The sequence below is a fragment of the Clostridium sp. YIM B02569 genome (assembly GCF_022320765.1).
GTDB lineage: Bacteria > Bacillota > Clostridia > Clostridiales > Clostridiaceae > Clostridium > Clostridium beijerinckii.
Genome location: NZ_JAKJJX010000015.1, coordinates 145,788 through 159,665 on the forward strand (window position 1 = coordinate 145,788; position 13,878 = coordinate 159,665).

The following is a 13,878-nucleotide window of genomic DNA, read 5'->3' on the forward strand; positions in this document are numbered from 1 at the left end:
ATAGATAAAGAAAAGGGGAATAGAAAGATGAATCAAAAGGAAAGAATGCTAGCAGGATTACCATATAAAGCTTGGTTAGATGGACTTAGTGAAGAAAGAATGGAAAATAAGCTAAAAATACATGAATATAATTTACTTCGTCCAGATGAAATGAATAGAATGGAGGAACTTATTAAAGATATTTTGGGGAAGACTGGCGATAAAGTTTTTATAGAACAGCCATTTCACTGTGATTATGGTAAAAATATCGAAGTGGGTAATAACTTTTTTGCTAATTATAACTGCACGATATTAGATGTAGGAAAGGTAATAATAGGTGAGAATGTTTTGTTTGCACCTAATGTATCAATTTATACTGCAGGACATCCAATTCATCCAGAGTCAAGAAATTCAGGCTACGAGTATGGAATTGACGTTATAATTGGTGATAATGTGTGGGTAGGTGGAAGTGTTGTAATAAATCCAGGTGTTAAAATAGGGAATAATGTTGTAATTGGTTCTGGAAGTGTAGTTACTAAAGACCTTCCAGATAATGTGATAGCGGTAGGAAATCCATGTAGGGTTGTACGTGAGATTACGGAAGAAGATCGTAAATATTATTATAAAAACAATGAGTTTGATGTTGATGATTACAATGTTTAATTGTATTTAATGGATCAGCGTAGAAATTTTAAGTTAATAATAAAGGAAGTGTAAATATGAAAATAGAACATGTAGCTATATGGACTAAGGATATAGAAAAATTAAGAGACTTTTATGTTACTTATTTTGAAGGAATTGCTGGAGATAAATATATCAATCATAAAAAACAATTTGAATCATATTTTATTAAATTCGATTCAGGAGCAAGACTTGAAGTTATGCAGATGCCAACAATTCCTTCAAATTTAAATGATACAATTAATCAATATATTGGGTTAATTCATATTGCCATTTCTGTAGGCAGTGTTGAAAAAGTTAATAATCTTACTGAGTCATTAAGGAATGCAGGTTATGAGGTAGTGAGTGAACCTCGTTATACTGGAGATGGATATTATGAAAGTTGTATTTTGGATCCAGATGGGAATAGAATAGAAATAACTGAGTGAGACTAATAACTTTAGGAAATATAATAATATAAAGGATATTTTACAGATGTAATTTTCAATAAAAATATGTGTTTATTTTTTAGTGAAAATTGATATAATATAAGTAAGATTCTAAATCTATGATTTATTCAGTAAAACTTGCATATAGTGTAAGAAAATAGTATAAAAATGAAAATAGTGAAAAACATACTGCAATATGCTTTTCACTATAGTATATAATTCTAGTTGCTTAGGCAACTGGTATCACTAAGATTTTTATTTAAAAAATAGTAGCCTTCCAATTGAACCTGGGGCTACTATTTTTTTGAGATTTTTTCTATAAGAACCACTATCAATGTTAACAGCGATATTAAGAATAATCCACCTTGAAATAGTAATGTTAAAACGTCATTACTGATAAGTATCACCTCCCTTCAAAAAAAGAGGTAAGTGATACCAGTAGCCCACAAAACCATTGAATTATACATGGAAATTATATCATAATATTTAAAAGGTTTCCATATGAGAGATGGCAAGAATATATAAAAATCTATTATTGTACATATTAATTTCTGAAATCATGGTAAATAAAAAGTTGAACAACATCATACAAGAACTATTTTAATTTCTATGATATTCTTAGAAAACAGACATAAGGAAAGGAGGAAAATAGATGTTAAACGAAGTTAGGACTGTTTGTTTTGATACAGAGCTAAGCATAGAGGCTTATAACTTTAAAGGTATCATGCAGAAGTTTCCAAATCACTTTCACGACTACTATGTTATTGGGTTTATTGAGAATGGAAAAAGATATTTGTCGTGCAAAAATAAGCAGTACATTATAGAAACAGGGGATTTAATAGTGTTCAATCCTGGTGATATTCATACATGCGAACAAATTGATGACAGGACGCTCGATTATCGGTGCATTAATATTAAGAAAGATGTTATGAAAAAAATCACATTTGAAATAACAGGAAAAGAGTATTTACCTAATTTTATGGAATTTGTTTTATTCCGCAATGAACTTACATCTTCTTTAAAAGAGTTACATCTTATGATAATGGAGGAGGAGAAGAATTTAAAAAAAGAGGAATTGTTTCTATTCATAATGGAGCAATTGATAAGGGAATATTCAAATCCAGTTTCTGAAATGACTATACAGGAAGCTAGTGCAGAAATTAAGACAGTGTGCGATTATCTAGAAAATAATTATATGGAGAATATAACATTGAATCAATTAAGCAATTTAACTGGATTAAGTAAATATTATTTGTTACATTCTTTTACTAAGCAAAAGGGAATATCGCCATATAATTATCTTCAAACAATTCGTATTGGCAAGGCGAAAAAAATGCTGGAACAAGGAGTTGCTCCAATAGACGTAGCATTCAAAACAGGATTTACAGATCAAAGTCATTTTACAAACTTTTTTAAAAAGTTAATTGGATTAACGCCAAAGCAATATATGAATATTTTTATTAATAGATGTAGGAGTAAAGAAAATGAGTAATAACAAAGTTAAAGCAGGGCATTTATCAGCAGTTATGACAATATTAATTTGGGGGACAACCTTTATTTCAACTAAAGTATTATTAAAAGATTTTACACCAATTGAAATTTTAATCTTTAGATTTATAATTGGATATCTTACATTGCTTTGCATATGCCCATATCATATTAAAAAGGTTGAATTTAAACAAGAACTTTATTTTGCAGCAGCTGGATTAGCAGGAGTAACCTTGTATTTCCTTTGTGAAAATATCGCATTGAGCTATACCCTTGCAACTAATGTAGGTGTAATTATTTCAATTGCTCCATTTTTTACAGCTGTTTTTGCCAATCTGTTTTTAGATAATGAAAAGTTAACATCATACTTTTTCATTGGACTTACAATAGCAATAATAGGGATACTTCTTATAGAGTTTAACGGAAAATTTGTTTTAAAATTAAATCCATTTGGTGATATATTAGCAATACTTGCTGCTATTTTATGGGCGGTTTATTCTGTTGTTATGAAGAAAATTAGTCAATTTCAATACAATACCATTATCTGTACTCGTAAAGTATTTTTTTATGGATTAATTTTTATGATACCAGCCATATTTATTTGTGATTTTAAGCTTCAATTATATAGATTTACTGATGTATCAAATCTAATGAACATCTTATATCTAGGTTTTGGAGCATCTGCACTATGCTTTGTAACTTGGAATTGGTCAGTTAAGATTTTGGGAGTGGTGAAAACAAGCATATATATTTATATGGTGCCTGTAATAACCGCTGCTTCATCTGCTGTTATTTTACATGAGAAAATAACCTTTATTTCAATTATAGGAATTATCTTAACATTATTAGGGCTCTTTATTTCTGATGGAAAACAGATTATAAGATTTAGGAGAGAAGTAGAAGATGTAGGAGAAAGATACAAAGAAAATGCACTATAACAATGTTTCTAATTCCAATGGATTATTGCATAAGTCTAAATTAAAAGCTGAGTATCTATATTAAATCACATCAAATTATATTTACATGCTTGTATAATAGTGGTACAATTTAATTCCTCAATATATAGTAATATATTGGAATTTTAAAGAAAGGTTTGGTAATGAAATATGATAGATGCAAAAGTATTGATAGAAAAAGCATTTGAGGCACAAGAGTTTTGTTATACTCCATACTCTAATTTTAATGTAGGTGCGGCTTTACTTTGTAATGATGGAACAATATATCAGGGCTGCAATATAGAAAATGCAGCATTTACACCAACAAACTGTGCAGAAAGAACAGCTTTCTTTAAAGCAATTTCTGAAGGGAAAAAAGAATTTACTGCAATAGCAGTGGTAGGAAATAAAAAAGGGGTAAAACCTGGCGAAGGAGATTTTTGTGCACCATGTGCAGTATGTAGGCAAGTTATGGCAGAGTTCTGTGATTTAAAGACTTTTAAAATAATTATTGCTAAAAGTACAGAAGAATATTTAGAACATACATTAGAAGAAATTCTTCCTTTAGCATTTACTGGTAAAAATTTAAAATAGAATTATTAATATTATATATAAATTCTGAATAATACAGTTCATTCTTTAGTTAATATGAATTGTATATTAGAATTATCAAATAACTATTTCAATATAAGGCTCTACCCAACAGAGAATATAAGTTTTCTGTTGGGTTTATTTTATTGCTTAATATATGATTGTTAAATGATTCTTTGATTATTACATAAGAAATATTTTCTCCAATTGCAGCTAAGCTTAACAATTCAAAATTAAAAATGGAACTGGATAATTTAGCATTAAAATACGTTTAAAATACAGATTACAAGAGATAAGACAAGTTATAAAATAGTAGAGCCAATTAGTGGAGCTACTATTTTATAATTTATGTAACATGGCATATTTAATAAATGGTTCGATATAACTATTATACATTAAGCTTTAAAGGGGATATTAAATCTGTAGCGTTTGTAATTATTTTTATTATTATGTAAAAAGTGGTATAATACGAAGATGGTCATGCTTATTATGATAACGGGGGCATATTATGAATATACCAATAATAAAAGTAAAAAATTTAGTGAAAAAATATGATGATAGATTGATTTTTGATGATATAAGTTTAGATATAATGAAAGGCGAAAGTATTGCTTTAACAGGACATAATGGTATGGGGAAAAGCACATTAATAAAGATTTTCTGCGGTCTTACAAGTATAACTTTTGGGGAGGTTATTCGAGACAAGAATCTTAAATTTAATTATATTCCAGAGAATTTTTCACCTCTTAATATAAAAGCAGGTGAATATATTAAGTTAATAGGAGAAATAGAAGGAATATCAAAAGATGATTTTGTGAAGAAAACTAATTACTTATATAAGGAATTTAACTTAGAAAATATGATAAACACTTCTATGAAAAACTTATCTAAAGGAACCCTGCAAAAGATTTCGGTAGTTCAGGCCCTTTTGTCAAAACCAGATATTTTCTTATTAGATGAGCCACTATCTGGACAAGATAGTGATTCACAAAAAACGTTTATTAGAATGGTAAGAGAGCTTATAAAAGATGGAGTGACAGTAATAATGTCATGTCACGAATTATTTTTAATAGATCAATTATCCAGTAGAATATTACAGGTTAAAGATTCTAAAATATTTGAGATTAAGAGGGAAGATATTAGTTCTGAGAAATATGCTTCAATGACTTTTTATAGAAAGGAAGTAGATAAATCTTTTGTGACTCAAAATATTAAGGGCATCTACGATTATCGGGAAAATGAGAATTATATAGAATTCAAAACAAAAGTAAGCGAAAGCAATAGGGTTTTAGTAGAAATGATTAATAATGGTTATATTTTAAAGTATTTTGAAAGGTAAAAGGAATGTAGCTTATGTTAATATCGGTATTAAAATATAATTTTAAAATGTACATGAAATCTCACAAATATATAATGCCTTTTTTTATATTTATAATATATATGGTAATGGCTTATTCCATAAGATTACTTGATATTGTAGGCAGCATGGTATCTTCAGCAGCATTTCTCTTTGCCTTAATGACATGGATTGGTTTTACTTATTGCAGCAATATAGAATTAATTGCGGAAGAAGTTTTAATATTAAAATTAAGGAGTCATACACGCTATTGGATATCTAAAATTATTTTTATGGGTGTAGTAGGAGTATTTTTTTCTATATTATCTGTTGGACTTCCTATTATTTATAATTTAATTTGTAATGTTTTTAAATATCCTGTTACATTCAGCGATATAGTTGTTTCATTTATTATCCACATGTTTTTATCAATAATAGGAGCATTAATTGGTATGTTATTGCAACCAAGAATAATATCAAATAGAAAAATGGCAATACTAGGTGCAATCTTTATTGTATTAATGAGTATAATTAAAGGACCAGTAATTAATGAGGTTCCATATTCAAAATATGTGATGTGGATTTTTCCTCCTATAAATGAAGTTTCAACAGCATATTTAAATCTTATGCATTTTAATATACCTAATTTAATTATGCCATTAATTATTATGATAATTTATATTTTTATAGAGAGTTTTATATTAATAAAGAGAATGAAAAAAGTATTATTTTAATATGAGGTGAAAAATATGCTAATAGAAACAGAGAGATTAATTATTCGTGATTTTCAACATAAAGATAAAGAAAATTTGATGAAAATCATATGGCAAAAAGATGTAATAAGGTTTATGAAAGACTGGTCTGAAAATAGCACTGTTAAAGGAAGGCTTTTAGGTTATATTGATTGGCTTCAGACACAAAAGGATTCAAAGGATATTTATGAAAATAAACGATATGCTGTTGCATTAAAAGAAACAGACGAGTTAATTGGTATGGTTGGAATGGGCTTAGAAGATACACTAAATGAAGTGGAAATGGCATACTTTATAGATGAAGATCATGTTGGAAATGGATATGCAACAGAAGCACTAAGAGCATTGTATGAATGGTGCATAAGCGTATCAGAGATTCCATATATGATTCTTACTATCGATTGTGAAAATATAGCGTCATGTAAAGTGGCCGAAAAAGCGCAATTTAAATTGTTCGAGAAAAGAACTCCAATTGGTCACAAGCAACCTAATATGGAGAGTGATAGTTACTTCTACTATCGCAAATATCGTTAAAGTTTTGATGATTCTTATTGTAATTAATTATTTTAACCTTGTATAACAAGATAATTAGAATAGTTATGAAACAAATATGCAATTCCATAATATTATTGAAAATTTAAAATTAGTATATAGAAAAGTTGTAATAATATTGAATAAGTATGAGTGCTAAATAAAGATATTTGGTTATATGTAAAAATATAATTAAAGGAGTAAAATTAAAATGGTAAAAAAAGTAGATGAATCTTTAGATAATCTAAAAATTAAAAATGTTACTATAGAGAACGATTATAAACTAAATTTAAAAAAAGAAACTCAAAATTTCATAATTTGTTACACTGAATTTGATAAAAAATGCATAGATAAAGTGTCTAATGTCCTTGAAGATAACTATAATAGGATTACTAATAACTTAAATAAGCAACTTAACGAAAAATTAACGATAGAAATACACCCAGACCATAATGAACTTCATATGGCTTTAGGATTTCCAAATGCGCCTGACTGGGTGAGAGGCGGAATTGGTGTGGGTAAAATTGTAATAGCATCACCTTTAAATCCACCACCAGGTTCCGATTTTTATAACGTATTAAATACAGCGGTTCACGAATTTGTACACATGATAGTAAATAAGATAAATGATAATACACCTAGATGGCTAAATGAAGGAATAGCATGTTATGAAGCAAAAGACAATAATGAAAACTGGATAATAAAAACTGTTCAAAATGGATTAGAAAATAATATTATTCCTACATTTAAAGAACTAGATACAGGAGCGGATTTTGAAACTTTCTTTGCACGTAATGGATATCAATACTCATATACCATAGTAGAGTCAATAATTAAACTATTTGGATATGAAAAGTTACGCAACTTAATAAAGGAACCAAATAGTATTGTAGAGATTTTTGGAATGACAGAAGAGGAGCTTCAAGATAAATGGATTGATTATATAAAAGTGAATTACCTGCAAAGGTAGTATAAATAAGAATTTATTTTTAGGAGATACAATGAAAATAAGAGAAGAATATACGTGTCCTTTAGAACTAGTACACGATATGATTAAAGGAAAATGGAAATCTATTATATTATGGCGATTGCGATTAGGTCCTACATCATTAACTAAGTTAGAAAGAGATATTGATGGAATTAATCAAAAAATGCTATTAGAGCAATTAAAAGAATTAATTGATTATGGGTTTGTGGAAAAGAAATCATTTGAGGGTTATCCTCTTCGGGTGGAATACTCTTTAACAATAGATATGGGAATGAAGATTATAGATGCCCTAAAAATCATGCAATCCATTGGAATTGATTACTTAAAGGAACATGGTATGGAAAAGACATTGATTGAAAAAAAGGTTATTCCAGAGTAATACCCACAAAAAAGTTAGTAATTTACGTTATAAAAGCTCTTTGCTATAATTTGCCTATAAATAATAGCTTTGGGGGTAATATATGATAGCAACAAGTATAGGTATTATAAATGGGATTATTCAAGATCAATATGGTAGTCGTGGAGAACATTTTAATGAGAATGGAGTTCCAACTTTTTCTCTTCCATTAAAAATTGCAAATGCTCCAGTAAATACTGCTTCATTTGCAATAGTATTAGAAGATAAAGATGCCTATCCAGTAACAGGAGGTTTTGCTTGGATACATTGGCTTGCAGCCAATATTACAAGGAGTGAATTGAAAGATAATGAGAGCCAGACAGCAGATGATTTTATACAAGGCACAAATAGCTGGACTAGCTTGCAAGGTAATCAGCAATCAAAAGAACTTTCTTGTTATTATGGTGGTATGACACCACCAGATAAAGCACATGTTTATGAGTTTCATGTTTTTGCTTTAGATAAACTGCTAAATCTAAAAAAAGGATTTTTATTAAATGAATTATATCATGAAATGGATGGACATATTTTGGAGCAATATACTCTAAAGGGAATTTATAAGAATTAAATTGTATGTTCTCACTTTGTAAACAATAATCAGTCTAAGAGAGCAATTGAAAAGTCTGGATTTAAGTATGCTAAAGCGAATGATAATAAAGTTTATTACTGCTTGAACAAAAGCGATTTTTAATTATACTATATATTTCCAGAGTCATTAAGTATTAAAAATATATAATATATTGCCACAATATGATAAAATATTAGAGAATTTTGTTACTTGAGGTGATTTGATGGTAAAATGGAAGGCGGATTATGAAGTTGGGGTAAAACGCATTGATGAGCAGCATGAAAAATTATTTGAAATAGCAGATCGTGCTTATAAACTATTAACAAATGATTTTATACTTGATAAGTATGATAGAATTACTGAAATACTTGGGGAGTTAAAAGAGTATACTATATTTCATTTTAAATCTGAAGAGGAATATATGTTGAGTGTAGGATATAAAAAATTCTTATCACATAAAGTAATACATGAAGATTTTATAAAATCTATTGATAATATTGATTTACACGAAATAGATTTAAATCAAGATGAGTCAGTAAAGAAGATATTAGAATTTGTTGTAGATTGGATAGACAAGCATATTTTAAATGAAGATAAGTTTATAGTAGAGAATTAGTAAGACTATTTTAGCTGTTAAGCTAGTGTTCAGAAAACTATATTATAATAAATATTGTAAAAAAGTTTTCATTAGTATACCTTAATTAATTGTGCAGCCACTAGTTGGCTGTATTTTTTTGTCGTAATTTTTGTTACGAAAAAGTAAAAGAAGTTATTAAAATTTTCGAATATAGCCATATAGGGATTTTGAAATAAAATTTATGGGGTGGTTTATATGGAAATAAAATTAAATGAGATTGAAATGTTAACAATATTACAAGCATTAGAAGTTCTACATGATCAAGCTACAGAATATAAAGACCTTATATATGAGGATAATAAAGATTTTCTAGTGGATATAAATAAAACTAGAATGGTACATAATAAGTTATTAGTTCAAGCTAAAAATGAAGGGATAATTAAGAAAAAAGTCAGCTTGATTTAAAAGAAGAGATGAAGGCAGGTTAAACAGAGGTGTTTAATCTGCCTTTCATTATATTAATTAAAATAAAAGTACTTTAGGATAAATAATTTCTATTTATAGTGAGATATATCTCCGTATAATAGTATTTTTGGCACTCCATTTTCTACGTGTATTTTTGAAAGGCTAGCTGATTCTATGTCTGGATTTTCACAAATATCACATATATTTTGATTCATGAAATGTGACATAATAACTTTTGAGGTAATTCTATGTGTAACGATAATAATACTTTTGCCTTGATTTAAATTAATGATTTCTTCAATTGATGGGATGACCCTAGCTTTCAATTCCTCATAAGATTCTCCTTCATCAGTTGGAACATATACAGAAGGGTTATTCCAAAAATTTTCCCAAGTTTCAGGATACTTATTAATAATATCTGTTTGATTCATGCCCTCCCATTTTCCCATATGGATTTCTTTCAATTCTTTCATTGTGTTTATAGGAATGTTTCGATTATGCTGGATGATTTTAGCAGTATCATAAGCGCGTTTACTTTCACTAGAGTATATCAAATCAACTTTTTCATTCATAAGTCTATCACTCAGTTTTTGAGCCTGAGATATGCCAACCTTTGTTAAAGGGGAATCTTTATGGCCTTGCATTCGTTTTTCTAGATTCCACTTTGTTTGTCCATGTCTAATTAAATATAAAACAGTTTGTCCCATAGTTCGCTCCTAAATATTTTATTATAAAAAATGCCGGCAATAATTTATAAAGAGAGTATATCAAAACAAAATCTATATGTATAATATATGTTATTATTATATTCATAAATAAAATATATGAATGGAGAAAATATGAATTTACATGGATTAAGATTGTTTTATATAGTAGCTAAAGCAGGAAGTGTAACAGTTGCATCAGAGAAATTAAAAATTAGTCAACCAGCAATTACATCACAAATTAAAAAGTTTGAAAGAGAAAATGGTATTACATTATTTTTACCACAGGGCAGAGGCATTTGTTTAAGTGAAATAGGTGAACAATTGGTAAAAGAAGCAGATGCAGTTTTTAAAATAGAAAATAGAATGGAAGCATTAATAGATAATTATAAAAAAGGTAAAAATGGTACATTAAAAATAGCCGGAAATTATCTTTCAACAAATTTTCTAATACCAATGTGGGCGGCTAAATTAAAAAAAGAGAATAAAGATATAAATGTTGAGATTAATACATTAAATACTGAAGAAGCCATTGATCATCTCATCTCATATAAAGTAGATGTTGCAGTTTTAGGGGGTGGAGCAATGAAATATACAGACAGAATTGATACCATTAAAATAAGGGATGATGATTTATGGTTTGTAGCTTCACTAAATCACAAATATGCAAACAAAAAGGTTAGTATAAATGATATTATGCTAGAACCATTTATAATGCGGGAAAAAGGAAGTTATGCTAGAGTACTTTTGGAATCACTTTGCCATATTAGCAGCATTAAAGTTCCTGACATAGCTCTTGAATTTAATGGGCTACATGAAACTCTTATGGCATCTACGTCTGGATATGGTGTGAGTTTTTGTTCATCAATTGCTGCTAAAGAATTCATTGACATGGGGAAATTGGCTAGAATTTATGTAGATAATGTTGATCTAAAAAATGAAATTGTTATTTGTACACGTAAGAATGAAAAGATATCTAATTTAACTGAGAAGTTTATTTCTATCATTAATAATTAAATGCTTAATAAAAATTAAACTATATTTAAAGTTGAGATTATATATACGTTGCAATTCACGATGCACATTTCACAATTAAGGCTGAAATTCTTGCAATATTTTTAGAATCATTATGAAGGATTATTTTGGCAGTGTATATTATAAATTTAATGTATTATTGTTGCGGTATAAGTACCATAATCTTAATTAAGATAAGTAAACTTCCCACTAAATGCCTAGTATAAATCTTTTTAATGAAATATAAAATAAGATATATTTGATTATGCGATTTAAATCTTCAAATAAATATATTAAATTTATATGTTATTCAGATAAAGAATTATACGGAGGATAAAAATGAAAAGATTCAATGTTATATTACATAATATAATTATTACATTTATGATAACAATTATTATGTTATCTTGTACTAGAGAAATAGCTAATGCGAGCCAAATTTTCAGTAAAGACAGACCAATCAATGTTGCAGTATTATTATATAGCTTTGACGATATTTATATATCATTAATACGTCAAAACTTAGAAGAAATTCAAAAGGAGAATGAAGGAAAAATAAAATTTACTTTTTATGATGGCAAAAATGATCAATCAGTGCAAAATTCAAGCATAGATGAATTAATTAAAAAAAGAGGTGTTGATCTATTCTTAGTGAATTTAGTTACAACACATAGCACACAAGAAGTTGTTGAGAAAGTTAAAAGAGTAAATATTCCGATAATTTTATTTAGTAGAGAGCCTGCTGCTATTGAGTCTATAAAATCCTATAACAAGTGTTGTTATGTTGGAACTAGGGTAGAAGAAGCAGGGTTATTACAGGGAGAAATTGTTACTAATTTATGGAATGAGAAAAAATCATTTATAGATAAAAATAAAGATAATGTACTACAATATATTATGTTAATGGGACAGGAAAATAATTTAGAGTCAGTTAAGGAAACAGAGTATCCTATTCTAAAAGTTAATAATTCTAAAATAAAAACTCAAGAGCTCGCAGTAAGAGCTTGTAATTGGAATGAAGATGAGGCCAAAGAAGTTATTAAAGCATTATTTCTACAATATGGAAATAGGGTTGAAGCAATATTTGCAAATAATGATCCTATGGCTATAGGCGCTATTAAAGCATTACAAGAATATGGTTATAATAAAGGAGAAAATACGCCAACAATACCGGTAGTTGGAATTGAGGCAATACCAGAAGCCAGAGAATTAATTGATGCTGGCATGATGACTGGTTCCGTATTTCAAGACCCATCAGAGGTTGCTAAAGTTCTTTACAATGTTGGAATGAACTATGTTTATAATAGAAATCCATTATATGGTACAAATTACGAATTTGATGAAACAGGAATCTCAGTCCGTCTTCCTTATCAGGAATATTTGGGTAAGTAATAATGATACGTATTATGCAAAACATGTATGATTTTCAGGTAAATCAGTTATAATAATCGTGGATAAATTAAACATATTAAAAATTATTAAAGGTAGATTGGGTAGGAATACTTAATCTATTTTTTGTTTTTAATAATTGGAGAAAAGCAGTAGATAAAAAACTACTGCTATATTATATTTAAACTAACTGCAGAAAGTAGTGAAGGTACCATGATCAGATTGCAAATTAAATATGAGAAATATTCTCTATATTATATACTATATAAAATTACGAGAAAATAGTTACTTAAGATAGCAATAAAAATAAAAAGATTTAATGTAATATTACATAAGATAATTATTACATTAGTAAAAATATTTAAATGAGCGATGATAATGTCATTATAATAATCATTTTGTGATTACTAAAAAGCAACACATTTATTAGTTATGTTATAATAAATGTAGGAGAGTCGTTGGTTGAATAATGATGTGTATTATATGAAAGGAATGATAAGAATGACAGAAGTACCGATGTGTCAGAGTTGTGGGTTACCGTTTAATGAAGAACATGCATATTTTATAGCAAAAGAGCAAGACGGATGTGCGAGTATTTATTGTACAAATTGCTATAAAGACGGAAAATTTATTGATTCCAATATGTCTATGAAAGAAATGGTGGAGGTAATTGTACCGGTTTTGGGAAAAGTAATAGGGGAAGAAGAAGCAAGAAAAGAAATGACAACATTATTACCAACTCTTAAACGTTGGAGACAATAATGATTTGAGTTAAATTTAATAAACAATATGTGTATAGTTATAAATTACTAGAAAACAATAGTAAGTTGTAAAATTCTCTTATTAAAGAAATTTAATTTAGTATTTTTTATGTGTAATGCAAAAAATACCTATTTGCAATATAACAACATAAAGTCAGTTTTACATAAAAATAAAGATTGATTAGAAAAAAGATATCTGATTCATCTTTATTTTTTTGCGTAAAAACCTGCTAAGAAAAATCAACACTTTTTTAGTAGGTTTTTTAAAATAAATATTTATATTTAGAGGCATCG

General features: G+C 28.0%; 18 protein-coding genes. 16 read left to right on the forward strand and 2 right to left on the reverse strand.

Features of this window, described 5'->3' with window-relative positions; translation table 11 throughout:
* Positions 1 to 27 precede the first annotated feature (27 nt).
* Positions 28 to 642 (forward strand): sugar O-acetyltransferase, encoded by a 615-nt coding sequence (locus L3B96_RS15135; protein WP_238947977.1) that lies wholly within the window; start codon positions 28 to 30, stop codon positions 640 to 642.
* A gap of 56 nt (positions 643 to 698) precedes the next feature.
* Positions 699 to 1,088 (forward strand): VOC family protein, encoded by a 390-nt coding sequence (locus tag L3B96_RS15140; RefSeq protein WP_077831321.1) that lies wholly within the window; start codon positions 699 to 701, stop codon positions 1,086 to 1,088.
* A 296-nt stretch (positions 1,089 to 1,384) separates the two neighbouring features.
* Here the strand turns inward: L3B96_RS15140 and L3B96_RS27480 are convergent, their stop codons facing one another.
* Positions 1,385 to 1,495 (reverse strand): putative holin-like toxin, encoded by a 111-nt coding sequence (locus L3B96_RS27480; protein WP_236886675.1) that lies wholly within the window; start codon positions 1,493 to 1,495, stop codon positions 1,385 to 1,387.
* Positions 1,496 to 1,740: 245 nt separating this feature from the next.
* On the opposite strand from L3B96_RS27480, the gene L3B96_RS15150 reads away from it, so the two are divergent.
* From L3B96_RS15150 to L3B96_RS15200, 11 genes are all read left to right on the forward strand, one after another.
* Entirely contained in the window at positions 1,741 to 2,580 is an 840-nt protein-coding gene (locus L3B96_RS15150) for an AraC family transcriptional regulator (RefSeq protein ID WP_077831322.1), read from the forward strand.
* Positions 2,573 to 3,514, forward strand: coding sequence for a DMT family transporter (locus L3B96_RS15155; RefSeq protein ID WP_077831323.1), 942 nt, complete (start codon positions 2,573 to 2,575; stop codon positions 3,512 to 3,514). The genes L3B96_RS15150 and L3B96_RS15155 overlap by 8 nt, the downstream gene beginning before the upstream one ends.
* 168 nt (positions 3,515 to 3,682) lie before the next feature.
* Complete coding sequence (locus tag L3B96_RS15160) at positions 3,683 to 4,105, forward strand: cytidine deaminase (RefSeq protein ID WP_077831324.1); 423 nt, start codon at positions 3,683 to 3,685, stop codon at positions 4,103 to 4,105.
* 505 nt (positions 4,106 to 4,610) lie between these two features.
* Positions 4,611 to 5,441, forward strand: a complete 831-nt coding sequence (locus L3B96_RS15165; protein ID WP_238947978.1) for an ABC transporter ATP-binding protein — start codon at positions 4,611 to 4,613, stop codon at positions 5,439 to 5,441.
* Positions 5,442 to 5,542: 101 nt separating this feature from the next.
* The gene (locus L3B96_RS15170; RefSeq protein WP_238947979.1) at positions 5,543 to 6,172 is read left to right on the forward strand and encodes a hypothetical protein; all 630 of its coding nucleotides are present in this window, start codon (positions 5,543 to 5,545) and stop codon (positions 6,170 to 6,172) included.
* A 15-nt stretch (positions 6,173 to 6,187) separates the two neighbouring features.
* Positions 6,188 to 6,724 carry a GNAT family N-acetyltransferase gene (locus L3B96_RS15175; protein WP_238947980.1) on the forward strand — a complete coding sequence of 179 codons (537 nt, stop codon included), beginning with the start codon at positions 6,188 to 6,190 and terminating at the stop codon, positions 6,722 to 6,724.
* Positions 6,725 to 6,932: 208 nt separating this feature from the next.
* The gene (locus L3B96_RS15180; protein WP_238947981.1) at positions 6,933 to 7,691 is read left to right on the forward strand and encodes a peptidase MA family metallohydrolase; all 759 of its coding nucleotides are present in this window, start codon (positions 6,933 to 6,935) and stop codon (positions 7,689 to 7,691) included.
* A 31-nt stretch (positions 7,692 to 7,722) separates the two neighbouring features.
* On the forward strand, positions 7,723 to 8,088 hold the full coding sequence (locus tag L3B96_RS15185; RefSeq protein WP_238947982.1) for a helix-turn-helix domain-containing protein: 366 nt from the start codon (positions 7,723 to 7,725) through the stop codon (positions 8,086 to 8,088).
* 82 nt (positions 8,089 to 8,170) lie between these two features.
* A complete protein-coding gene (locus tag L3B96_RS15190; RefSeq protein ID WP_238947983.1) occupies positions 8,171 to 8,674 on the forward strand; it encodes a YbhB/YbcL family Raf kinase inhibitor-like protein in 504 nt (167 codons plus the stop codon).
* Positions 8,675 to 8,897: 223 nt separating this feature from the next.
* Positions 8,898 to 9,290, forward strand: a complete 393-nt coding sequence (locus L3B96_RS15195) for a hemerythrin family protein (RefSeq protein WP_238900500.1) — start codon at positions 8,898 to 8,900, stop codon at positions 9,288 to 9,290.
* A gap of 216 nt (positions 9,291 to 9,506) precedes the next feature.
* Positions 9,507 to 9,716 carry a hypothetical protein gene (locus tag L3B96_RS15200; RefSeq protein WP_017210934.1) on the forward strand — a complete coding sequence of 70 codons (210 nt, stop codon included), beginning with the start codon at positions 9,507 to 9,509 and terminating at the stop codon, positions 9,714 to 9,716.
* An 89-nt stretch (positions 9,717 to 9,805) separates the two neighbouring features.
* On the opposite strand, the gene L3B96_RS15205 is transcribed toward L3B96_RS15200, so the two are convergent.
* Positions 9,806 to 10,423 carry a histidine phosphatase family protein gene (locus L3B96_RS15205; RefSeq protein WP_238900499.1) on the reverse strand — a complete coding sequence of 206 codons (618 nt, stop codon included), beginning with the start codon at positions 10,421 to 10,423 and terminating at the stop codon, positions 9,806 to 9,808.
* Positions 10,424 to 10,555: 132 nt separating this feature from the next.
* Between L3B96_RS15205 and L3B96_RS15210 the strand changes: the two genes are divergently transcribed.
* From L3B96_RS15210 to L3B96_RS15220, 3 genes are all read left to right on the forward strand, one after another.
* The gene (locus L3B96_RS15210) at positions 10,556 to 11,437 is read left to right on the forward strand and encodes a LysR family transcriptional regulator (protein ID WP_238900498.1); all 882 of its coding nucleotides are present in this window, start codon (positions 10,556 to 10,558) and stop codon (positions 11,435 to 11,437) included.
* 336 nt (positions 11,438 to 11,773) lie between these two features.
* Positions 11,774 to 12,826, forward strand: coding sequence for a galactose ABC transporter substrate-binding protein (locus L3B96_RS15215; RefSeq protein ID WP_238947984.1), 1,053 nt, complete (start codon positions 11,774 to 11,776; stop codon positions 12,824 to 12,826).
* Between the two features lie 459 nt (positions 12,827 to 13,285).
* Positions 13,286 to 13,585: a zinc ribbon domain-containing protein gene (locus L3B96_RS15220; protein ID WP_238947985.1), complete on the forward strand. Its 300-nt coding sequence runs from the start codon at positions 13,286 to 13,288 to the stop codon at positions 13,583 to 13,585.
* Positions 13,586 to 13,878 lie beyond the last annotated feature (293 nt).

Excerpts from the sequence above, each read along its gene's own strand:
- L3B96_RS15165 (WP_238947978.1), top strand. The coding sequence starts at position 4,611 with ATGAATATACCAATAATAAAAGTAAAAAATTTAGTGAAAAAATATGAT.
- L3B96_RS15170 (WP_238947979.1), top strand. The coding sequence starts at position 5,543 with ATGGTAATGGCTTATTCCATAAGATTACTTGATATTGTAGGCAGCATG.
- L3B96_RS15185 (WP_238947982.1), top strand. The coding sequence starts at position 7,723 with ATGAAAATAAGAGAAGAATATACGTGTCCTTTAGAACTAGTACACGAT.
- L3B96_RS15135 (WP_238947977.1), top strand. The coding sequence starts at position 28 with ATGAATCAAAAGGAAAGAATGCTAGCAGGATTACCATATAAAGCTTGG.
- L3B96_RS15175 (WP_238947980.1), top strand. The coding sequence starts at position 6,188 with ATGCTAATAGAAACAGAGAGATTAATTATTCGTGATTTTCAACATAAA.
- L3B96_RS15160 (WP_077831324.1), top strand. The coding sequence starts at position 3,683 with ATGATAGATGCAAAAGTATTGATAGAAAAAGCATTTGAGGCACAAGAG.
- L3B96_RS15205 (WP_238900499.1), bottom strand. The coding sequence starts at position 10,423 with ATGGGACAAACTGTTTTATATTTAATTAGACATGGACAAACAAAGTGG.
- L3B96_RS15150 (WP_077831322.1), top strand. The coding sequence starts at position 1,741 with ATGTTAAACGAAGTTAGGACTGTTTGTTTTGATACAGAGCTAAGCATA.
- L3B96_RS15180 (WP_238947981.1), top strand. The coding sequence starts at position 6,933 with ATGGTAAAAAAAGTAGATGAATCTTTAGATAATCTAAAAATTAAAAAT.
- L3B96_RS15195 (WP_238900500.1), top strand. The coding sequence starts at position 8,898 with ATGGTAAAATGGAAGGCGGATTATGAAGTTGGGGTAAAACGCATTGAT.
- L3B96_RS15190 (WP_238947983.1), top strand. The coding sequence starts at position 8,171 with ATGATAGCAACAAGTATAGGTATTATAAATGGGATTATTCAAGATCAA.
- L3B96_RS15200 (WP_017210934.1), top strand. The coding sequence starts at position 9,507 with ATGGAAATAAAATTAAATGAGATTGAAATGTTAACAATATTACAAGCA.
- L3B96_RS15155 (WP_077831323.1), top strand. The coding sequence starts at position 2,573 with ATGAGTAATAACAAAGTTAAAGCAGGGCATTTATCAGCAGTTATGACA.
- L3B96_RS15215 (WP_238947984.1), top strand. The coding sequence starts at position 11,774 with ATGAAAAGATTCAATGTTATATTACATAATATAATTATTACATTTATG.
- L3B96_RS15210 (WP_238900498.1), top strand. The coding sequence starts at position 10,556 with ATGAATTTACATGGATTAAGATTGTTTTATATAGTAGCTAAAGCAGGA.
- L3B96_RS15140 (WP_077831321.1), top strand. The coding sequence starts at position 699 with ATGAAAATAGAACATGTAGCTATATGGACTAAGGATATAGAAAAATTA.